The following is a 20643-nucleotide window of genomic DNA, read 5'->3' as shown; positions in this document are numbered from 1 at the left end:
GGCTTTGGGGGGAGGAGGTAAGCCTCTTGGGTTAGAACGTCCGAGGGGTGATTCGGTTTCCGTTGACCAGGATTTTTCCGGGGGCAATAGAAGCGAGGATTTCGATCGGAGCGTAAAGCACGCCGTCCTTTTCGATGACGGACGTCGCAAGAGTCACCCTACGCCCATTGAGACGCGCCTCCGTGGAATCCTGTTCCAAGCGCAGCGAAGAATCTTCGCCTTCGATGTAGATCGCGTTGGTGCGTCCTCGTTCGAAAGTAAAACCGAGCTGCTTCACCGTTTCCTCGAGCGGGATCATAACGCTTTCCCCCTCGCGATAGGGACGCGCATCGCGGCTGAACGTGAGATCCTTATTGTCGTAGGCGAGGACAATCTCGCGATCTCGCGGCGGCAGATCGTCTCGGGACCGGTCTCTCCGAGAGTTTTCGTCCCGCCGGCGGTCGTAGCGATCGTCGTTCTCGTCATACCCACGGTCGCGGCGGCCGCGGCGGTCGTACGTTTCAAAGGTGCTGTCGCGCTCGATGAGCGCGCCGATCCGTTGTCCCTTCTGGAGGACAGTGTTGCCGTCGTTCCGCCTGTCGGTCTCGGCGGCGATGATCCCGGCAAGCGTCCCCAAAACGGTCGCTTCCGCCTGCTTGTGGATGATCGAGCCGAGGATGAATCCGCCGACGGTGCCGCCGAGGACGTAACCCTCTTTCTTTCGCGCGTCCTCCTTGACCACCATCCGGCCGTCACTTCGGCGATCCACGTACCGCCGGTCGAGCGAGACCGGGACGGCGTCGATCGGATGGCGGCTGCCGTCGGGAAGGATCACGTCGGTGAACTCGAGGTCGAGAAACGCATGCCGGTCGCCGTGGTCTTGCTCTACCCGCGCCACTCGGCCGATCAGGCGAGTGCGGAAGGGAAGGTCGCGGTCTCCGTCCACGTGGGCGGTAAACCGGTCCCCTTCCCGGGCGCCCCGCATCGTGAGATCATTCTCGATGATGACCGGGACGACCGTGTCGCGAGCGAGAAAAATGGTGCCGGCCTGACTAAGCGTGGGGATAGCGAAGGCCAGGACCGAGGCGCTGAGCGCGGCGAAACGGAGCGTAATTTTGGACATTTTTAGCGGGTCCCTCCAACGGGTTCTGATCGCTTCGACGCTTTCCAGCGGAAGAAGTTACGACCGGTACCGGACATGCGCCGAGAGCCGCAAGTCCGGCCCTAGTCGCTTGATCCTATCTATTTCTAACGACGGCGCTTCCGCTAAGTTTCCTAAATCGAGACCGTTGAGCCAGGAGGGACCGTCGCCGAGGAGCTTTGGGGCTAAAAAGAGTTCGACGGCGTCGGCCAGCCGAGATCGAACGAAGCCCGCGATCGTCGTTCCCCCACCTTCGACGAGAAGGCTCGTCACGCCGTCGTTGAAGAGCTCGACCAGCAGCTCGTTGAGGTCGACGGGACCGGTCACGTGCTTGGTCGGAGCGGCGGCGTCGAAGACCCGTTCCTTTCCGGTGAGACGCCCTCGGGGGTCGAGGACGATGCGTAGAGGTTGGTTAACCACGCCCGGTATCCGGGCGGTCAACTGCGGGTCGTCCATTTCGACGGTGCGCCGCCCTACCAACACGGCGCCGCATTCCGCCCTCAGCCGATGCCCTTCTCGCCGGGCGGCCGGACCTGTGATCCACTGACTTTCGCCGCTCGGCAGGGCGATGCGTCCATCGAGGCTGACGGCAGCTTTGATCGTGACATGTGGGCGTCGCATCCGCATCGCGCTGAGAAACCGGAAGTTAGCCGCTTCCGCCTCTTGCTGCAGCAAGCCGATTTCGGTTGCGACCCCGTTCTCCGCAAGTCGTGCCAGACCTCCGCTTGCCACCGGGTTCGGGTCGGGGCATGCCGCCACGACTCGGCGGACACCCGCGCGTAGAAGCGCGTCGGTACAGGGCGGAGTGCGCCCGAAATGATTGCAGGGCTCCAGGGTCACGTACGCGTCCGCGCCCCGCGCTCGTTCGCCCGCTACCGAAAGAGCGGCCGCTTCGGCATGAGGAGCGCCGGCATGGTGGTGATACCCTTCCCCCACGATCTCGCCGTCGCGGACGAGGACGCACCCAACGTGCGGATTGGGAGCCGGGAAACCGCGGCGAGAGAGGGCGATCGCCCGGCGCATCAGGCGCTCGTCAGGCGTCGGAGTCTTCGCCATCTTCCTGCTTCTGTAATCGGTCCTGCCGGGTCGCCTCGATGAGGGCCCGCATATTCTCCATCGCCTTCTCTCGATACACCGCCTGCTCGCGTCGCATGATCACGAAGGCGCCGACTAGAGCGCCGACCGCGGAGAGGCCCAGCGCTCCGCTGTAGACGAATAAGCGGACGGCGAACCGCTTGGCCGTCATTTGAGGCGGGCGCTTGATGACGCGAGGCCCCGCGAACATGAAGACGAACGCGGACACGACGAGGATGGTTGTAATCCGCTTGACCGCCTTCGTCGACAGCGCCTTCATCCCATTTGCTCCATGAGCCCTCGAACCGCGGCCGTAAGGTCCGGCGCCTTCGCGAGGTAGCTGCCCACCACGAAGACATTGGCGCCGGCGGCTTGGGCGATCGGGAGCGTCTTGGGGTCGATCCCACCGTCGACCTCGATATTCAGCTCCGGTCGCAGCTCTCGAATGCGGCGGACCTTTTCAAGGGCCGAGGAAATAAACGATTGGCCACCCCAGCCGGGGTTTACGGTCATCACGAGGACAAGCGAGACGACGTCGAGCAGCTCCACGACGGACTCCACCGGAGTCCCCGGATTGATTGCGATTCCCGCCTCTACACCCATCGACTGCAGGGTCTGGCAGTGGCGATAGGAGTGAACGCCGGCCTCGGCGTGGAAGAGAATCCGCCCACATCCCGCCTCCGCGAACGCCTCGAAGTGTCTCTCCGGGCTTAACGTCATGAGGTGAGCCTCGAAGAATGCTTGCGGGACGATGGAGCGAAGCGCCCGGACATACGAATCGCCGAAGGTGATCGGCGGTACGAATTGGCCGTCCATCACGTCCAGGTGGACGATGCCGGCCCCGGCAGCGAGGAACGTGCGGACGGATTCGTGCAGATTGGTAAGGTCGAACGAGAGAATCGACGGCGCGAGGGAGTGTTTCACGGCTGGACCGTCTCCCCTTTCTCGTTCGTCTTCACCGTCTTCACCTCAGCGCCGTCATAAAAGAACTTAAAGGTCGCTTCCTTCCCTTTGCCAGTGGCCGGAACATCGAACGCGTCGCCCGGTTCGTGATCCTCGTCATGGATCGTCTTGGTGTCGTCGGCGTCGGTCATCTCAATACGCACGCGGGTCGTGGTGACGATATCGGTCAGCTTCAGGTGGAGCGTAAAGTTGAACGTCGGAACGGTCGTGGGCGTGGTAGGCGCGGCGCCTCCATTGCCCGAGCTCACGACGAGCCGGATACGAGTCTGGTGATCGGCCCGCTCCTTCGCTCCCGGAATGGACCGGAGAACCGTACCCTCGGCCATCACCGGATCGGGGGCAAGCTGAATGTTTTCGTCGACTTCGAGGTTGAGATTGCCGAGAACGGTTTTGGCCTTGTCCACCGTCATCCCGCGCAGGTCGGGCAGCGCGACGAAGCGGCTTCCCGAGCTCACGATGAGCGAGACCGTTCCTCCTTCCCGAGTTTTCTCCCCGGCCGGAGGATCGACCTCGATGACGTGATCCATCTCGACGCGGTCGTTCGGCTGCTTGCCGCCGAGGCGCATTTGAAGCTTGCTATCCTTCAGCACCGCCCTTGCCTCGTTCACCGACAGCCCCTTCACGTTCGGCACCGTCACGGTCCGCGGCTTATTGAGGTTGAACAGCACCCAGACTCCGAACAAGCTGAGGGCTACGGCCGCCATGAAGGTGAGAACCACGAGAACCCACACCGGTACGTCACGCTCCGCCCGTTCGCGACGGGGGCGTTCGTCCTCTTCGTCGCCCCGGATCGCGGACATTCGGGGAGCGACGCGTTGAGGTTGCGCGGTGACTTTGACTTTCGGTTTCCCCGGCTTCGGCGAGCCGGTGGAGGCCGCTGCCGTCGCAGAGGCTCGAAGCGGCCAGTTGAGCTGCTTACCGAACCGAAGGGCGTCTTGCTGAGCCTTTAGGTCGGTCATCATTTCGTTCGCATCCGCATAGCGCAGGAGCGGGTCCTTCGACATCGCCTTTCTTACGACCTCGTCCAAGAACGACGGGACGGAGGGATTGATCGAGCGAACCGTTGGCGTAGGCGTGGTTGCGTGTTGCAGCGCCATCGCGACCGGGGTCTCCGCGTAGTACGGCAGCCTTCCCGAGAGGAGCTCGAACAGAAGAATGCCGACGGTGTACACGTCCGATCGCGGGCTCGGCATCGCTCCAGAGCTCACCTCGGGCGCCAGATAAGGCGACATGGTGGGCAAGACCATCGCGGCGGCGGTGGCGCTGCCGGAGTAAGCCTCCCACATCCCCGTCATTTGGAGCTTAACGTCGCCGTCTGCCAGGACCGCTACGTTCTGGGGGTTCAGGTCGCCATGGGCCACGCGGGCGCGGTGAAGGCCATCCAGGGCCGCGCAGAGGCTAATTCCGCTCGCCACCGAGACTTGGATGGAGAACGGAGCGAGCTTGCGGATGCGATCCGCCATCGACGGCCCGCGGGTGAGTTCACCGACAATGAAGGCATTCTGCTCGTCTTGCTCCACATCGAACAGCGCCTCGATGTGGCTGCTCTGAAGCGGGCGGTATTTGGCCACCGTATCGCGCACCGTTTCCACGAAGACCGTGTCGCGCGAAAACGGCGCCTTGAAGACCCGGATCGCCACATCCTTACCCGCCTGCCGGTCACGGGCGGAGTAACAGGCAAAGACAGGGCCATCCGAGACGAGGCCGGTGACCTCGTATCGGCCTCGCAGAATAGAGCCGATCACGAGTCGTCCGCCCCTGCATCCTCACTCTCGCGATCCGGGATGAAGCCGAAGACGACGATCGCCAACAGCAAAGCGCCGGCGAGATAGGCTACCGGCGGCCGGTCCACGGCTTCCGCGTACGGCTGCGAACGGCCTTGAAAAAACATGAGTTGGCTGGCGGCATAACCAGCCGCCAGCAGGACCACCGTTATCCAAGCCAATGCCGTCCGCAATCTTTTCATCTTTCGGTAAGCGCGTCGCGCACCTTTGTTTCCGGAACCCCTTCGACAAGTTTACATCTACCGATCTGCGTCAACAGACTAAAGGCAAGACGTCCTTCCACCGCCTTTTTATCTCGACGCATGGCGCGTAACATCGCTTCCGTATCGTTCAACAACGGATGGACGGTCGGAAGTCCCGCTTCGGTAAGCGATTCTCTTAAGTTTTCTTCGACACCGGCCGGGGTTATTCCCAGCTCGGTTCCGAGTCGCGCCTCGGCGACCATTCCGATAGCCACCGCCTCGCCGTGTAGAACCGGCCCGTAGCCGGTCAAGCTCTCGATGGCGTGCGCCACCGTGTGGCCGAAATTTAGGATCGCGCGCAGACCGGTCGTCTCAAACTCGTCGTGCTCCACGATATGCGCCTTGAGGTCGATGCACCGCTTGACGACGGCCGAAAGGTACGGATGGCCGGCGTGAAGCCGGCTCCGACGCAGGCGGGCGTACAGATCCGCGTCCATGATCGCGCCGTACTTCCAAACTTCGGCCATCCCGGCATTGAACTGCCTTTCCGGAAGGGTGGCGAGAACCTCGGCGCACAGCCTGACCTCGGTCGGGGGATAGAAGTCGCCGACCAAATTCTTTCCGGCTTGGAGATCGAGTCCCACTTTGCCTCCGACCGAAGAATCGACCTGGGCCAGCAAAGTAGTGGGGATCTGAACGAAAGGCACTCCCCTCATGTAGGTCGCCGCGACGAACCCGGCCAAATCCCCCACGACGCCGCCCCCGAGCGCGACGACGGTAGAACGGCGCGAGGCTCCCGCGCCGGCGAGCCATTCCAGACACCGCCCGTACACGGCGAGCGACTTATTCCCTTCCCCCGGCTCTAGAACCAGCGTGGGCAGATCGGGCAGGGACAGGGCCGCCTGAACGTTCTGATCGGTGATGACGAACGAGGACGGGGGTAGCGCGTTCAAGAGCGCTTCCAACGGCGTGTCGACGATTTCGTACGAGCCGAAGGAGTGCCGAATGGTCACGCGGTCGCCCCCAGCAGAGCGTCGTAAACGCGCTGGGCGCCGAGCTCGAGATCGACGTCGTCGACGGCGACGGTAATGTCGGCCCGCCGATACAGCTCGCGCCTTTGCTCAAGGAGCGATTCGACCCGCTCGGGCCAATCCTCGACCTGCAGAAGGGGGCGTTTCTTTTTGCTTCTGGCAAGACGGTCGGTAATGGTCTCCACCGAGGCGTCGAGGAAGATGGTGATCCCAAGCCGGCGGAGCTCCTTCCAATTCTCTTCGCGTAACACGATTCCTCCGCCGGTGGCGAGTACCGCCGCGTGGGGCTCCAGGCTCCGGAGGATGCTCGTCTCGTGGTCTCGGAAGGTCGATTCGCCGTAGATCTGAAAGATCTGGGGGATGGGGCGGCCAAGGCGGGTCTGCATGAGGAGATCGGTGTCTAAGAACTCTCGCCCGGAAAGCTCGGCCAGGGCACGGCCGATAGAGGACTTACCCGCCCCCATCATCCCCAGCAAAATCCAGCAGCGGTCCATTTTGTTCGGTCTCGATCCTCCTAATTGGAAGACCTTCTGATTTTACAGCCCATCTACGATGCCGAAAGCCCGGAGACGCGTGCGCCTCCGGGCTTTCGAGGTTTACCTAGCGAGTTTAGACTATGGCCCGCCGGCGTTCTGCGTCTCGTCGTCGACGATCGACGGCGTGACGAAGATAAGGAGCTCGCTGTTCGTCTTGGTCTTCGTGCCGAAGCGGAAGAACTGTCCGATGATCGGGAGCTCGCTGAGGACGGGGACTCGGGTAGAACCGTTGTCCTCGTTCTTCTGGGTCAGACCACCCAGCACGATCGTCTCGTTGTTTCGAACGCGGGCGACAACCGAGATCGCCTGAACGACCGTATTCGGAATCTGCTCGCCGTTCGGTCCACGGGACGAACCGACAAAGTTCTGAATCTGAGGGCTCAGATAGACCGTGATCGTGTTGTCGTCGTTGATACGAGGAGCAACCGCGAGGAGCGTGGTCGCCGTGAGCGGGATCGGGTTCGACGTGGTCACAACCGCGCCGTTGGAGACAACGGTGTTGTTGATGAAGATCGTTGTCGAGATCGAGCTGGTGATCGACGCCGGCTGATTATTCAGCGTCCGAAGAATCGGAGCGCTGACAACCTTACCGTTACCCTCGGTGAGAGAGGTTCGGAGCCGGGCGGTGACATCGCCGACCGCGTAGTTCAGGAAGATCGGATCTCCCGTCCTTACAAACGATCCCGGGCGAGTACCGGTGATGATCGAACCGCGCTGATACAGGAACTCGGTTCCGAACGAGCGGTCGACCGTCTGGGTCGTCGTGATGAACTCGACCTTGATCTGCACCTGCCGGGGCGCCACGTCAAAGAGCGTGATGTAACCCTGCAGAGTGTTGATCGCATCCTCATCTCCTCGAACGACCAGGCTGTTGTCGGTCGGGTCGTAAGAAATGAAGTCGATCCCTTCGGGCACGAGGCCTTGGCCGCCAGTAAGGTTGGCATTACCCTGACCGCCGCCGCCACCGATGCCACCCTGGCCGCCGCCGCCGCCAAGTCCGCCACCGCCGCCCTGGCCGCCAAAGCCGCCAGCGCCGCCGCCGCGACCGCCGCCGATCTGGTTGGCCGCTTCTTCACCGGGAAGAGGAATCTCTGAGCCGCTCTCGGCGGCGCTTAGAGCATTGGAGTTCCGCGTCGGATTCTGGGCCTGCACCGGCCCGAACGTCTGCCCGAGCCCTTGGGCTTGGACATTCGCATTGGGACCGTAGATCCGGCTCGCATCCTGCTGATTGAAGTTCGTGAATTTCTTCAGAGCTTCGAATCCGCGATTGGAGTCGAACGGAATCCGGAACATGACCATGTCGTAGACCTGCTGCGCATCCGCACGCAGGAGCTTGACGCGCCGAAGAAGCATCGGCTTCTTGGTCGGCGCAGCCGGGGCCGTCGGTCCCACAACCGCAGGCTTTCGCTGGCTGATGATGTAAACACCATTCTCGTCGCGCCGGAAGTAAGCCCCTGCCGCCTGGCAGATGTAGCCCACCGCCTCCTCAGCCGTGACGTTGTCGATCTTCAGAGTGATCTTCTTGTACGGTTCGGAGCTTGGCTCCACGACGAACGAAATCCCCGCACGGACGAACAGCATGTTCGTCGCCTGCATCATGTCCGCGTCCTTCAGGGTCAGGTCGAGCCTGACCCCTTCATTGGACGTCTGCTGTGCAACGGCTGCCGTTAGCGGCGCCACCACAACCCCGGTAAGCACCGTCAAAAGCGCCATCTTGGCCCAGCTCAAACGCATTTCTTTCCTCCTCAACCCTCTTCCCTATGAATCCTTTCGACTATCGGCCGAAGCCGCCGCCGCCACCACCGAAGCCACCGCCGCCGCCGAAGCCGCCGCCGCCGCGTCCACCCATGCCGCCGCCCATGCCGCCGCCACCTATGCCGCCGCCGCCGAAGCCGCCGCCGCCCATGCCGCCGCCACCGAAGCCGCCGCCACCGAGACCGCCGCCGCCACCGAGGCCGCCGCCGCCCTGACCGCCACCGGCCTGGGCCGCGCCTTCGATCGTGCTTCGCTCAGGCGCAAGCACGAAGTTCTGGCTTCCCTTGTCCGATCCGATGAGCAGAGCAATGAACTGCGGGTCCGCAGCTCGAATCCGAATGCGGCGAATAACCTTATTGCCCTTCGTATCCGGCGGAGGCGTCACGTCGCTAGGCACGCCGTTGTTGGTGTCGACCGTGCGGTGGATGATGTTGATCACGCCACCCTCGACCCGGTAGGTCGCCTCGACCTGTCGGGTGATGCTCTGGAGAGCCGTCTCGAACGTGACCGACTTCAGGTTCACGGTGATCACACCCTGAACGTCCGGAGCGATCGTGTAGGACACGCCTTGCACGTTCTTAAAGAGCGCGCGCAAAGCTTCCCGAACGTCGGCCTGCTGATATTCCAGCGAAGGGACGACTTTGTTCATGACGGATCCCATATCTTGCTGAGCGGATGCCATGGTTGGCAGCGCGCTCAGCATGGAGACCGCGAAAGCGGTGCTCAGGGCTAGTTTTAAACTTTTATTCATTCTCAAACCTCCGAACCTTCAGAAGGCCGAAATCTCCTTACGTTTTGGTCGAATTGTATCTCTGTACGAAAATCTAACCGCCGTTCCCGCCCAGACCGCCACCGACGTCCGCTGGGGCGCCGCCGCCCGGTCCAGGGCCGCCGCCGGGTCCTTTGAAGCCGCCACCGGCCGGTGCGCCGTTGTTCCCGCCGATACCGGCAGGCGGCAGCTCGAGCCGTACGACAATCTGCTTCGGAAGCCGGTTGCCGGCGCGTCGGAGGACTGCCTTTTCCTCGTCGATCGAGACGACCGTCCACTCCGTGCCCGGGACCTTCATTCCCGGCCGGATCAGCTCGGTCGAGCCGTTGCCCATGTCGATGATCGCAAGAACGGAGTCGCCGACGACGATTCCCGCCAAACGACGGTACGGCTGCGGCTCCACCACCGGAGGCGGCACTACGACCGCGTCCTTCGGCTCGAACTGGGGGCCTTGGAAGGTACCGTTTTCGGCAAACATCCGCTCCATGTTCTGCTCTTTCTCGAACTGCTGCTCGTCCGGTCGCAATGCGAACGGGTCGGAGCGAGCGCCGCCCGATCGAGCGGCGGCGCGGCGAATCGCCACCAAGTTCATCTTCGGATCTCCGTCCGTGGGCGGCACTCCGGCCTCCGTCGAGAAATTAACCTTGACGGCGGGAAGCGTTACCGTCGGCGCGGCGAGAGGAGGCTCCGGAGCGCCGCAACCGACCACGGCAACCAGGACTCCGCTCAAAGCAAGGATCTGAAGCGATTTATTCATCCGAACGTCTCTTTCTATTCTACGACGAGTCAACATAGGCTCGTTCATCTCCCTGCGTTGCCACCCACCGAGCCCGACATGGTGCCAGGAGCGCCACCGCCGCCCGGAGCGCCGGGAATTCCACCAGGCCCCCGAGGACCTCCGAACCCACCAGGGCCTCCAGGGAAGCCACCGCCGCCGGGGAAGCCACCGCCGCCGGGGAAGCCGCCACCACCGGTAGACGCCGCGGCAACTCCTTCGCTGATCGCGGGAGCGATCGTCTTGGCGCGAATGAAGCCGACGAGCGTCAGGTTATAGGTTCCGGTCAGATTAGGCGAGGTGCCATCCAGCCGGAGACCGTCGGCCACCGCGAGGTAACGCGGCATCCGCGACCAAGCGCGCATGTTATCGAAGATCTGCTTATAGGTCCCCTGCACCGTCACCGTACCGAGATCGTAGATCACGACCGGAAACGGAATCGGTGTCGGATAGTTGTAGTAGGTAGACAGAATCGAGTTGACCGGTCCGTCGTACGGATAGTCGTTCACGTACGGTCCGTTAACCACGGTGACGCCGCCCGCCTTCAACTGGTGGTTCAGCGCGCGCTGAACGCTATTCCGAAACTTGTGAGTATCGACGCTCAACTGCGCAGGGTTGACGGCAAGGTCGATACCGCCATTCTCCACTCCCTTGGGAGGCGTGTGAACCGCGACGACGTTGGACCAACCTGCCGTGGCGTCGGCAACCATTTTGTAGGCCTGCTTGACTCGCTTCTCGGCCTGAGGCTTCTTAGCGATCTCGGCTTCCTGCAGGGCCAAGTTGTCCTCATACATTTTCTTCTCCGCCATATTGGGACTCCAATACATGAAGAAGCCGAGCGATAGCATCGGAAGCATGAGGCAGATGCCGACGATAATGATGGTAAGTGGACTGAGCTTCATCCTAATGCTTCCTTAATCCGAGTCGTCGGCGCCGCCCTTACCGCGACCTTTGCCAGCCCCTTTAGGGGCGCTGCCGCCACCGGCAGGGGCGCCTGCGGGAGGAGGTCCGCCGGGAGCGAACCCGCCGGCTCCGCCAAGCGGTCCGCTAGCCGGAGTCGTTCCCACGGATGCTCCTCCCCCGCCGCTCGCCGCCAAGGTGGCTCGCGGATTGGGGACCTGCAAATTGGCCGCAACGTTCAACGTCAGAGTGATCAGGGAGTCGCCCGGCTTCGCAAGGCGCTCGTTGTCCGTGCCCGAGCCGAAGTTTCCGGCGGAAAGATATCCGGCGGGTTGGCCTTGCGACTGGAAGTACGCGAGTCGTTCGAGAGGATCGTCGGGAATCGGCGTTTCGCCCGGTTTGTGCGGCTTGCCTTGCTGGTCGGTAAGGAGCAGCGGCGGGACGTACAAATCCTTCGTATCCTGGTATCCGGCTCGGGCAACCGACTTAACGCGCGGGTTCCGCATCACGGCGAGCATCAGGTCGGCGTACTGCTGGTACGTCGAAATCGTGCCCGTCATCGTGACGGTAGCGGTCTCTGCGTCGACCGGACTGGCCGTGATCGAGGTCAGGCGGAAGTAAGGCGGATTGTAGCGGAACAAATTCTGGTAGAGATCCGGATAGACCCCGTTGTGCGAGAGCATCGCCGTCGCCAGATTCTTATTGCGGATAACCCCTTCGGCCTTGGCGACGATCTCATCCGCTTGGGTTGAGAGGGCATATGCGCGAGCAGCTTCTTCCTGCTTGTCCGCAACCGCTTGCCGCGCTTCCTTGAGCTGGCCGGAGGAGATGATCGACATCGCCGCCGCAGCGCCGATGCCGAATGCGATCATCAGAATGGAGGCGATCCAAGCCGTACGGCTCTTTGCGCCTCGTCTGACGGTAGTCGGGAGTAGGTTTAACTTCATGCCTTACTCGAAGAAAATGTGCAAGCCGTTTCCAACGGCGACGGCGAACTCCTGTCGGTGCTCGTCGGCAAACGCCGGTGCGACTTTGCGCATGTTCAAATTGAGACGCCGGAGAGGGTCGTAAGCGTCACACGTAACCCCGAGAGATCGGGTCAGAAAGGGAGCGAGTCCCCGAATCTTGGCGCCGCCGCCACAAATCTCCACCGCGTCGACGTTTCCGCCACGGCTGCGGTAGTACTCGATCGAACGGCGAACCTCGCCGACGAACTCCTCGAGAACCGGGGCGATCGCCTGATACATCCGAGCCGCTTCGGGGTTCTCGGCGACGACCGGAGCCGTCTCCGCGACGGGCGGTTGCCCACCGGTTTCCGAAGCCGCGTACGGATCGACGGGCGCCATCGGGTCGAAATCCTCTGCCGCGTATCCGCCCGTGGGAGCGGCGGGAGCCACGTCGGCCGGGAACGGATTAAAAGCGGCCGACGGATCGTCGGAGAACGGGTTGTAAGCCGAGAAACCCTGCGTAGGATCGGCCATCCCGAACGGATCGAGGGTGGGCGACTGAGCGAGCCCCGCGCTCTCCGGGATATCCAGCCGCTCGCGCTTCATCGCTTCGGCTTCATCCAAAGGCATGGTGTACGCGTCGGCAAGAGCGCCGGTGAACATCTCGCCGCCGATCGGCACTTGGCGCGGCATAATGAGCTTCTCGCCGCGATAGATGTTGATGGACGTGGTCTTGTGGCCGATGTCGACCATGCAAACCGTCTTGTCGCCAAGAAGGTCGTCATAGCTCGTCTGCAACGACCGAGCCATGCTTAGCGGCTCGACGTCGATAGCGACCGTTTGGCGGCCTGCCTTCTTCATGCACTCGATGACGCTGTCGATGGCCGACTGTGGCGAGATTGCCATTACGACGTCCATCTGAGCCGAGTTAGGATCTTCATCCTTGAGCGGCTTGAAATCTGAAACGATGGTGGATTCGGCGAACGGCACGTTGCGGTTCACCTCCCACTGCATGTGGTCCTTGAGCTCGGTCGGATTCATGCGCGGTACTTCGACCGTACGCACGAGAACCGCGCCCTGCCCGGCAATCGTCACGACCGCTTGTCCGACAGTTGCCCCGCATTGCGAGATCACCTGCTTGAGAGCGGCCCCGACGGCCTCCGGATTGTAGATCGCCATGTGGTCTACGGCACCTTCGGGCGTGTCGATCATTCCGAGCGCAGTAACGATCGGTTCTCGGCCCTGGGTACGTATCTCACAAATCTTGATCTGATGACTTCCAATGTCTACGCCGAGAACGCTGCTGAGCTTTTTGGCCATAGCCTGACTAACCCTTCCCCCCGCTGGGTGACCATCTTATCATCGCCCCCCAGGCGGTGTCAACAAGCCAAAGCGCCCGCTGAACACGCGATGAGGACGTGTCAACCATGCATAAGAGTTCGGATGAATAAGATTGGGGGCGGGAACTTATCGTTCTCCGCCCCCAAAAGCCAACTATTTTCGATTTAACGGCCAATCGGAATTGACGACCATCTTGGCGAAATAGTCTCGAAGTACAGGTCCGGACTGCCGTTTCGGGTGCTCGTCCAAAGGAGCCACACCATCGGTGGCCGCCGCTCGGCGGCGTAGGTGAACGGGTCGAGGAACGAAAGGAGGTTCGATTCGTTGACCGCCGTCTGAATCGGCAGCGGCGCCTCGGTGCGCTCGGGGATGAGCGCGACCTTGGCGATGGTCGTGAAGACCACCGGCGCGTTACCCGCGTCTCTCACGATCCGGCCCGCCTCATCCATCCCGTAGTGCTTGATCGTCACCGACCTTCCTTCGTCCGTCGACGGGAAGTAGATGGCGCCTTGGCCGGGGCTGGCCTGATTGAATGTCTGGCCGTTGCCGGACGAGGTGAAGTTCCCCGTCGCGGAAGCCCGCACCGGATCGAGCTGGAACGCGTCGGACGCCCCACCGTCGGTCCAGGTGATGCTCACGATCGGGTTGACCGTGGAGTTGCCGATCACAAGCCCGGCGGTGCCGTTGTCGAGCGTCGGGATGCGATACGGGAGGTTCACTCCGAACCGCATCGTCTGAATGAACGGCCGCGCCGCCTGGCCGGTGCCGACGGTGGCCCGGTTGTAGGTGAAGATCATTCGGTCGTTCGAGAGCTGCCGGCCATCCACGCCCGTGGTCGAGAAATCGGCCTGAGCGTTGCTGGCGGTGCGCCAGAAGGTCGGATCGGTGATCAGACGGCCGTCGAACAGCCCCGTCGGATCGTTGTAGCCCGCCGCGCCACCCTCGGAGATCCGGAGGAAGCGTGGCGTGTACGTGAGGAACATCTGCGCGTTCCGCGAGGGAACGGAGCTGGAGAACCGCACGGTACCCACGGCCGGATCCATGAAGACCTTGCCGCCGAGCCGGGTGTCGAAGGAGACGATGCCTGTCCGCTGGTCGTAGACCGCCGTATTCGTCAGCAACAGCTCGGTGGCGGTGCCCGCCAGGATCTGCGTGAGCTGGATCGGGGAGCCCGGCTGCCACTGCACGCCGCGCGAACGGTAAAGACCCGCTTCCCCTTCCTTGGTGAGGAGCTCGTTGCCGATCTCCGCCTGAGGCATGAACACGTTGGCCTGATCGACCGCGCCGGTCATATCCTCCAAGATACGATCCGGATTGGCGCTCGGCACCCCGTTCGGCCCGCTGGTGCGGAGCCGGGCGAGGAAGATCTCCGGGTACGGACGGCCGCGAAGCTTGCCCTGGAACGTGAGCTCCACGACCGGCGCCTGATCGGTTCGACCGGAGGCATACAGCCGTCCGACCGCGCTGGGCGCGGAGACAGCGCTAAAGCCGCTTCCGAACGGCAGCGCCGACGGCGCCGAGAAGGTTGACCCGTTGAACCGGGTGTATAGGATGCTGCTCTGCCCCGCCGAGGTGACCGGATAGAACACCATTGCCGTCGACGAGCCGGAACCGCCGGACTGCACGAGAGTTGGGCGCCCCTTGACCGACTGCGGGTCGTCCGCGAGGACGGCCGGGGTAGGCGTGACTGTGATCGTCCCCGCCGAGCCGGGGGTGACGACCGACATGAACAGCCTTGAATCGTTCTGGACGGAACCGTCCGGATTCGTGTGCTGAGCCTGGCCGGTGAACGCCATGTACAGGCCGGTGAAGTTATTCCCGAGCGAGTACGGGTCCTGCGCGCCGAGCGCCGGGAAGGCCGGGTTGCCGTATTTAAGCGTGCCCGGCAGCAACGACGCCGCGGGGAATCCGAACAGCGTCGCGACGGACGTCGAGGGGTAACCCTGAACGGCCTGCCGGAACCACTGCGAGGATGTCGAGCCTTGCCACGCGTTGAGATCGCGTAGGGGCGAGATGGCGGGTGGCGCGGTGAATCCGCTCCCGGTGAAGTTGCCGCGGTTATCCAATGTGGCGAAGAACAGCTTGTAAGCGCCGTTGTCCACGTTGGCGACCGTGGCATCCCACGAGGGTCGGTTCGATGCGAACGCCATCAGCAACGAGCCGTAGACGTCGCGAGCTCCGGCAGGTTGGATATTGGCGTTTCTGAACTGTCCGGCCGAACCACCGGCGATAGAGTCATCCAGCATCGTCGGCGTCGTCGGGGTCGTCGGACCATTGGTCAGACGCGTCTCGGTGACGTTGAACGAGAGCAGGAATCCCTGATCGGTGTACGGCTCGGTACCACGTCCGGCAGCGTCGGTCGCGGTGTCCCAGAGGGGCGAGCCGAATCCGAAGTTGTGGTTGGAGTTCTCGAACACCCGGATCCGCTCGGCGTACTTCCCTACTGGGAAGCCGATTGGGACGCTGGCGCCGACGACGGGGGCGAATATCCCAGCCTTGGCCTTGTTCTGCGCGTGCTGGAAGGCAAGCGATCGATTTCCGACCGTTCCGACCAAGGTCGGGTTGAGCACGTCCTCGAACGGATTCGGCTCGCCGGCGACCTTTACAAGGCCGGTCACTCCGAGGTTCGGATTTTCACGTCGAACCGGGTTCGACTGAAGCCGGGTCGGGACCCGATCCTGAACTCGCGGCTTTTGCAGGATAACCCGGTGCTGAGCATCGGGTCCCACGCCGAAGGCGGGGTCCACATCGCTCCAGACGTCGAACGCCGCGTCTAGGTAGCCGCGATAATCGTTCTCGGTAGAGTAAATGCCGAGGGTTTGAACCGGGGAGCCGTTCTGACTGGCGACCTTCGCCAACCGAACGTCGAGGAGGTTCACGTTTCCTTCGTTCGCCACGCCAAACGGTTTGAAGATCGGCGTGTACTTGCCGAACCAAGGCTGGAAGATGTTCAAAGGGGTGTTAGTCCCCGTGAATCCGACGCCGGGCCTGATATTCGGCTCGTAGCCGGTACTCGCGGCGAGGTCGCCGAGGTCGACGGTGGGCGTGGTGACGCTAAGCCGCTCGTCCATGTCGATGCCGGTCGCGAAGTTGAAGGAGCGGTATGCCTCGCGGGTCGTGGTATCGACCCGTCCATTGCCGTTGGAATCGACGAAGACGTCGAACCGGCCGATGTATCCCTGCTGGAACGCCTTGCCCGCGGCGGTATTCCCCAGAGAGTTACTTTGGAGAGCGGCCGGGTTCAGCGACGAGAGAGAGAAGTAGTTGTTGGGCGGCTGGTAGCGCGGAACGTCGACCGTGATCTCGAGCGGTACCGCCCTAAAGATTCGGTTCTGAGGAAGGGTGTCCTCGTCCATCGCACCCTTGGACGCCTGGTTCAGAGTCGTCTTGTCGAGTGGCGGCAACAGGGTGACGCCGCTTTGGTACAGAGGATTCTCCGCGGAGCCGTTCGGGTCCTTCACGAAGCTAATGTTCTCGCGCCGGATATCCGGGTAGTCGAGACTGTTGTTCGGGAAGTTGACCGGGAGATCCTCAAAGTTCGGATAGAGGTTGCTGAACGGTTTGATGACCGCTTGGGACGAACCTTGCCATGCCAGGTCGCGCCGATATACGCGGACCCCATCGAGGCCTTGGGTAAGGCCGTCGGCGCGAAGCAAGGACATCATGGATCGGTCCACCAGGTAGACGACCGACTTGGTCGTTCCACCGTGGTTACTGAGAGGCGCCGAGCTGGTGAGCTGAGACTGGTGCCCTCCACCCGCATCGAACGAGCCGTTACCGAGATTCTCGACGTTCCACGGATCGGTCTTGAGGCCGATGCCGTAGGGGTTCGCGCCGGTGGGCACGGACGGATTCGTCGCCGTCAGCGAGGAGCCGTTGACGGTGGCCGGCCCAACGAAGATCGCCAAGGGGTTGGCGATCTGGAAAGTCTTTCGCGAGCTCTTCGGATCCAAACCGATCGTCTGCTGAATGTTGTTGGTGTTCAGCGCCGCCGTGGAGATGGAGACGGAGACGTCGCCATCGCCCGGAGGCAGCGAGTTCGCTCCACTGCTCTGCAGCGGGAATGCCAGGATCGCGTAGCCGTCCATCGGCAAGTCGCCGTCCGGCGCCGGCAGCGTTACGCTGGTCGGAGCGGCCTGGTTAAAAGTCGGCGCGGTCGCCGGGTTGCTGAACTGCCGGCTTTGGATCGCCACGCCGCGCAGAGTCTTGCCGTCGGTGCTGAACGAGATGTTCACCACCGGCGGATCGATATCGTCGCCGTTCGTGTCTTTGGTGATGAACGGGAAGTCGTAGACGAGGAAGTAAGCGGTTTGCCCCCACTCGAACACGAAGTTTCCGGAGGGGCTCGTACCCGGGCCTGGCTTGCCGATCGCCGTCGGATAGTTGTAGTGACCCGCGCCGCCGGTCGGAAGCCGCAGGGCCTGGTAGGTGGAGCGCGTGATCAGCTTGACCTTCGTCTTGCGGTAGACCGCGCCTCGAGGGTCGTTGGCCACGATGTAATCCGCGCCGGGAGCGTCGCCGGTGCCGGTATATCCGGCGGCGTCGTTCCAAGCGTAAAGGAATCCACCCGTGTCCGCGCCATACATCCAGGCCGCGGGATTGGTGGCCGGATCGGTTTGGGCAAGCCCCTCGACCGCCATTTGGGTGCGGCTGTAGTCGCCTTGGGTCAATCGGCCCCAAGCGGTACGAGTGCCATCGACTTCGAGATCCGCTGCCCGTGCGAACAGGGCGGCGAAGAGACCCGACTGGGTAGGCACGAGGACGACCGGGACTGCCTGGAAGACGCCGGTGCTGTCGAGCACCGATTTCCAGGTGAAGGTGAGCGGAGCTTCGCCTCCCGAAAGCAGCTCGTCCGTCTGCCAGTTAATGGCGCCGGTTTCCGCATTGAGCGAGTAGACGATGCGGTTTTGATTGATCGTGAAGAGCGATCCCGGCGTGCCAACCGGCGCGGCCGGATCCAGTTCCGTACCGTCGGCCAAAGCGGGTGAGGCCAAGAAGTCATCGGTGCGGCGCGTCGTGTTTCCTTGGGTGCCGGCCACGTCATTCGGGAACACCCATTGCTGAGTGCCGTTGACCCAATCTAACGCGTAGTACCGACCCGGAAGGTCGCCAGTGGTGGTCGACTTACGGAGGGTTCCGACGTAGACCTTGCCGAAGCGAACCGCCGGGGTAGTAGCCATGGCGCCCGTGGTCGGCGCGTTCAGGGCGGGGAAAGTCCACGACACCGTTGTCGACTTGTCCGCCGCGTTGCCGATCGCGGCGAGCGCGTAGAGACGCCCTTCCATCGTCGGCACGTAGATCGTCGGAACGTTATTCGGCTCACCGTAAGCGACCGATCCTTCGATCGACCGGAAGCCGGTCGGGAACTGGATCGCGCTTGGGTAGGTGGCGGGGAAAGTCCAAACTCGGAAGGTCGTTCCGATGGTACGGCCCCCCTTGTTGAAGTCTCCCCTTCCGGCCATGTCGATCTTGTAGACCCGGCCGTTTTGGTTAGCAATAAAGAGATAGTCCTGTCCGCCGATTCGCTGGACCAATCCACTGCTCAGATTGAAGCCATTCATCGGCGCGATAGTGGCGAACCGTTCAGCCGCGGGAGTCGAGTCGGGACCGTTGTAGTCAGGTCCAGGCGCGCCCGGCGCTCCAAGATTCGGATCCAGTCCGTTTGAGTCTCTCGTGCTCGGGTATCGCCAGTATTCGGTGGTCGTATTGTCAGGATTGCCGGTGGCGTCGAGACAGTGGAGGACGCCATTTTCATCGGCTACGACGACGACCTTCCTCGAGACTAACGTGCCGAGGGCGTCGTTGTCCCGAATAAGGGCCGTCGCATGGATGGGCGTCGAGCGAATCGCGTAGTTCGCCTGACCGACGAAACGAATCGCATCCGCATAGACGATTCTGGTTTGGTCGGCCGCCAGATTCGACTGGTTGGTTACCGTCACCTTGAGCTGCACACCGCCGTTCGCAACGTCGTTTATGTTTTCGAACCGGCGGTCGCCGAGCTTGACCCAGCCTCTGGCTAGGCTTTGATCAAGCCGATAGCTAAAGGTTCCGCTATAAGAAACGATGTCGTATCGGATGCTACGGCCGTACTGATGCGTCGCATCGTCGCCAGGCAGGTAGACATAAATGTCGTACAAGTCGTCTGGAAGGATTGCGCCGCCGTTCTTACCCGAGTCGTAAGTTACGAACGCCGTCGGCTCCGTGGTGCCGTCGTTGTTCGCGTCCGTCGTGCTGACGGGGGCGGTCCCCGCTTGTCCATCAATCGCCCGGGCCGTCGAATCGTCCACGAACCCGGACATGTTCGTTTCGTTGTCGATGATCTTCGAGAAATCACCCTCTTCCAGGGCCGACCAACGCCATCGCTGAGCTCCGCTCGCGTAGTTGTAGTTGGTTACCTCGCCCTTGACCAAGGTCGTGGCGAGGCCGCCGATCTTGCCAACGCTCAAGGAGTTAAGCGCGGCGGTGACCGTGGTTGAGAGAGGATCGGCGTCGACGAGGCGCTGCGCCACCGGACTGGCGTCGTAGTAACCGGGGTTCTCGTCGAAGCGAACCGCGTCGGCGTAAACGACATACTTGTCGAGCCCCAACTCCCCGGTGTTCGACGAGGTCGGCATCGTGAAGTTGCCGGTGAGAGGATTGCGCGGGACAGTGTTGTAAAGCGTGACCGTGATCGGGTTGACCCCGTCGAACGGGATGACCATGTCGGTCGGCGCACCGCCGGCGCCGAGGCGAACCCAGCCACCACTGTCTTTCGTGTAGGTGTCGACGATGTCCCTGAAGACGCCTTGACCAGCGACCCCGTAGTGGACCTCGTAGGCATAGTAGCGCTGGGGCAGGGTCCTTATGCCACCCACGATCGTGGGGCCGACCGGAATCTGTACTCTAATCGCGTAGTTCTTCGGTGTGTTGCCCGTACCGGTAAATCGCCAGGTGAAGGTGCTTAAGTTGCCGGTGCTGGAGATGTAGTCGCTATCCGCACGGGACGGTGTGCATTTGGCAAAAAGATACGGAGGAGTCCGGTAGTTGTGATTGACCGGCGCTCCGGTCCCCGCGTTCGCCTGCGAGCGAATGTACTTGTCGTAAACCGGCGAAGCCCACGCGTTGGCGTTGGCGGGGCTGCTCCACGGGTCGGTGGCCTGTTGCGTCGAGGTGACGTAGCCGTACGGGTTGAGGTCCCACGGGAAACCGTCGCCGCCATCGACCGGCGCCGGCGTTTGCGCCGTCTGCGTGTCGGACTGGTCGATAACGACTTTGAACGTCTTGAGGTTCAGCCCATCCGGCTTTGACCAACGAGGCCCCGGAGTCCGCCCCGGGCTTGTGCCGTGGGGATCTCCGTTCCGCCCGGAACGCGCGTTTTGTCCGCCCAAGGTCGAGAAGTCGTAGACGGCTTGCGCTCCCGCGAGCGTGGTCGCCATCATCGCGACCCCCAACCAGATGCTCTTTCTAAATCCCATTAAAGTCACCGG

15 protein-coding genes are annotated in these 20643 nt (G+C 62.5%); all 15 read right to left on the bottom strand.

The window, feature by feature from the left end; translation table 11 throughout:
- Positions 1 to 31: 31 nt before the first annotated feature.
- The 15 genes from OP10G_RS11965 to OP10G_RS11895 all read right to left on the bottom strand — a co-directional run bounded on the left by OP10G_RS11965 (position 32) and on the right by OP10G_RS11895 (position 20631).
- Entirely contained in the window at positions 32 to 1102 is a 1071-nt protein-coding gene (locus OP10G_RS11965) for a stalk domain-containing protein (protein ID WP_025225652.1), read from the bottom strand.
- A 57-nt stretch (positions 1103 to 1159) separates the two neighbouring features.
- A complete protein-coding gene (ribD, locus tag OP10G_RS11960; protein WP_025225653.1) occupies positions 1160 to 2176 on the bottom strand; it encodes a bifunctional diaminohydroxyphosphoribosylaminopyrimidine deaminase/5-amino-6-(5-phosphoribosylamino)uracil reductase RibD in 1017 nt (338 codons plus the stop codon).
- A complete protein-coding gene (locus OP10G_RS11955) occupies positions 2154 to 2474 on the bottom strand; it encodes a hypothetical protein (RefSeq protein WP_025225654.1) in 321 nt (106 codons plus the stop codon). The genes ribD and OP10G_RS11955 overlap by 23 nt, the downstream gene beginning before the upstream one ends.
- The gene (gene rpe, locus OP10G_RS11950; RefSeq protein WP_025225655.1) at positions 2471 to 3118 is read right to left on the bottom strand and encodes a ribulose-phosphate 3-epimerase; all 648 of its coding nucleotides are present in this window, start codon (positions 3116 to 3118) and stop codon (positions 2471 to 2473) included. Before rpe ends, OP10G_RS11955 begins: the two co-directional genes overlap by 4 nt.
- Positions 3115 to 4902, bottom strand: a complete 1788-nt coding sequence (locus OP10G_RS11945; RefSeq protein ID WP_025225656.1) for a protein kinase domain-containing protein — start codon at positions 4900 to 4902, stop codon at positions 3115 to 3117. Before OP10G_RS11945 ends, rpe begins: the two co-directional genes overlap by 4 nt.
- A complete protein-coding gene (locus OP10G_RS11940) occupies positions 4899 to 5123 on the bottom strand; it encodes a hypothetical protein (protein ID WP_025225657.1) in 225 nt (74 codons plus the stop codon). The genes OP10G_RS11945 and OP10G_RS11940 overlap by 4 nt, the downstream gene beginning before the upstream one ends.
- Positions 5120 to 6136 carry a 3-dehydroquinate synthase gene (gene aroB / locus OP10G_RS11935; RefSeq protein ID WP_025225658.1) on the bottom strand — a complete coding sequence of 339 codons (1017 nt, stop codon included), beginning with the start codon at positions 6134 to 6136 and terminating at the stop codon, positions 5120 to 5122. Before aroB ends, OP10G_RS11940 begins: the two co-directional genes overlap by 4 nt.
- Positions 6133 to 6648, bottom strand: a complete 516-nt coding sequence (locus tag OP10G_RS11930) for a shikimate kinase (RefSeq protein WP_025225659.1) — start codon at positions 6646 to 6648, stop codon at positions 6133 to 6135. Before OP10G_RS11930 ends, aroB begins: the two co-directional genes overlap by 4 nt.
- A 120-nt stretch (positions 6649 to 6768) precedes the next feature.
- Entirely contained in the window at positions 6769 to 8424 is a 1656-nt protein-coding gene (locus OP10G_RS27165; protein ID WP_025225660.1) for a type II secretion system protein GspD, read from the bottom strand.
- 40 nt (positions 8425 to 8464) lie between these two features.
- A complete protein-coding gene (locus OP10G_RS27215; protein WP_025225661.1) occupies positions 8465 to 9196 on the bottom strand; it encodes a hypothetical protein in 732 nt (243 codons plus the stop codon).
- Between the two features lie 73 nt (positions 9197 to 9269).
- Positions 9270 to 9971, bottom strand: a complete 702-nt coding sequence (locus OP10G_RS27210; protein ID WP_025225662.1) for a hypothetical protein — start codon at positions 9969 to 9971, stop codon at positions 9270 to 9272.
- A gap of 44 nt (positions 9972 to 10015) precedes the next feature.
- Positions 10016 to 10891 (bottom strand): hypothetical protein, encoded by an 876-nt coding sequence (locus tag OP10G_RS27205; RefSeq protein WP_025225663.1) that lies wholly within the window; start codon positions 10889 to 10891, stop codon positions 10016 to 10018.
- A gap of 12 nt (positions 10892 to 10903) precedes the next feature.
- A complete protein-coding gene (locus OP10G_RS11905; RefSeq protein ID WP_025225664.1) occupies positions 10904 to 11836 on the bottom strand; it encodes a hypothetical protein in 933 nt (310 codons plus the stop codon).
- A gap of 3 nt (positions 11837 to 11839) precedes the next feature.
- Positions 11840 to 13156, bottom strand: a complete 1317-nt coding sequence (gene pilM / locus OP10G_RS11900) for a type IV pilus assembly protein PilM (RefSeq protein ID WP_025225665.1) — start codon at positions 13154 to 13156, stop codon at positions 11840 to 11842.
- A 185-nt stretch (positions 13157 to 13341) separates the two neighbouring features.
- Entirely contained in the window at positions 13342 to 20631 is a 7290-nt protein-coding gene (locus OP10G_RS11895) for a PQQ-binding-like beta-propeller repeat protein (RefSeq protein WP_025225666.1), read from the bottom strand.
- Positions 20632 to 20643: the final 12 nt, after the last annotated feature.

The organism is Fimbriimonas ginsengisoli Gsoil 348, assembly GCF_000724625.1.
Lineage (GTDB): Bacteria > Armatimonadota > Fimbriimonadia > Fimbriimonadales > Fimbriimonadaceae > Fimbriimonas > Fimbriimonas ginsengisoli.
Note: the sequence above shows the minus strand (reverse complement) of the source record. Positions and strands in the feature narration are given on the sequence as shown.

Excerpts from the sequence above, each read along its gene's own strand:
- OP10G_RS11965 (WP_025225652.1), bottom strand. The coding sequence starts at position 1,102 with ATGTCCAAAATTACGCTCCGTTTCGCCGCGCTCAGCGCCTCGGTCCTG.
- ribD (WP_025225653.1), bottom strand. The coding sequence starts at position 2,176 with ATGGCGAAGACTCCGACGCCTGACGAGCGCCTGATGCGCCGGGCGATC.
- OP10G_RS11955 (WP_025225654.1), bottom strand. The coding sequence starts at position 2,474 with ATGAAGGCGCTGTCGACGAAGGCGGTCAAGCGGATTACAACCATCCTC.
- OP10G_RS11940 (WP_025225657.1), bottom strand. The coding sequence starts at position 5,123 with ATGAAAAGATTGCGGACGGCATTGGCTTGGATAACGGTGGTCCTGCTG.
- OP10G_RS11930 (WP_025225659.1), bottom strand. The coding sequence starts at position 6,648 with ATGGACCGCTGCTGGATTTTGCTGGGGATGATGGGGGCGGGTAAGTCC.
- OP10G_RS27165 (WP_025225660.1), bottom strand. The coding sequence starts at position 8,424 with ATGCGTTTGAGCTGGGCCAAGATGGCGCTTTTGACGGTGCTTACCGGG.
- OP10G_RS27215 (WP_025225661.1), bottom strand. The coding sequence starts at position 9,196 with ATGAATAAAAGTTTAAAACTAGCCCTGAGCACCGCTTTCGCGGTCTCC.
- OP10G_RS27210 (WP_025225662.1), bottom strand. The coding sequence starts at position 9,971 with ATGAATAAATCGCTTCAGATCCTTGCTTTGAGCGGAGTCCTGGTTGCC.
- OP10G_RS27205 (WP_025225663.1), bottom strand. The coding sequence starts at position 10,891 with ATGAAGCTCAGTCCACTTACCATCATTATCGTCGGCATCTGCCTCATG.
- OP10G_RS11905 (WP_025225664.1), bottom strand. The coding sequence starts at position 11,836 with ATGAAGTTAAACCTACTCCCGACTACCGTCAGACGAGGCGCAAAGAGC.
- pilM (WP_025225665.1), bottom strand. The coding sequence starts at position 13,156 with ATGGCCAAAAAGCTCAGCAGCGTTCTCGGCGTAGACATTGGAAGTCAT.
- OP10G_RS11895 (WP_025225666.1), bottom strand. The coding sequence starts at position 20,631 with ATGGGATTTAGAAAGAGCATCTGGTTGGGGGTCGCGATGATGGCGACC.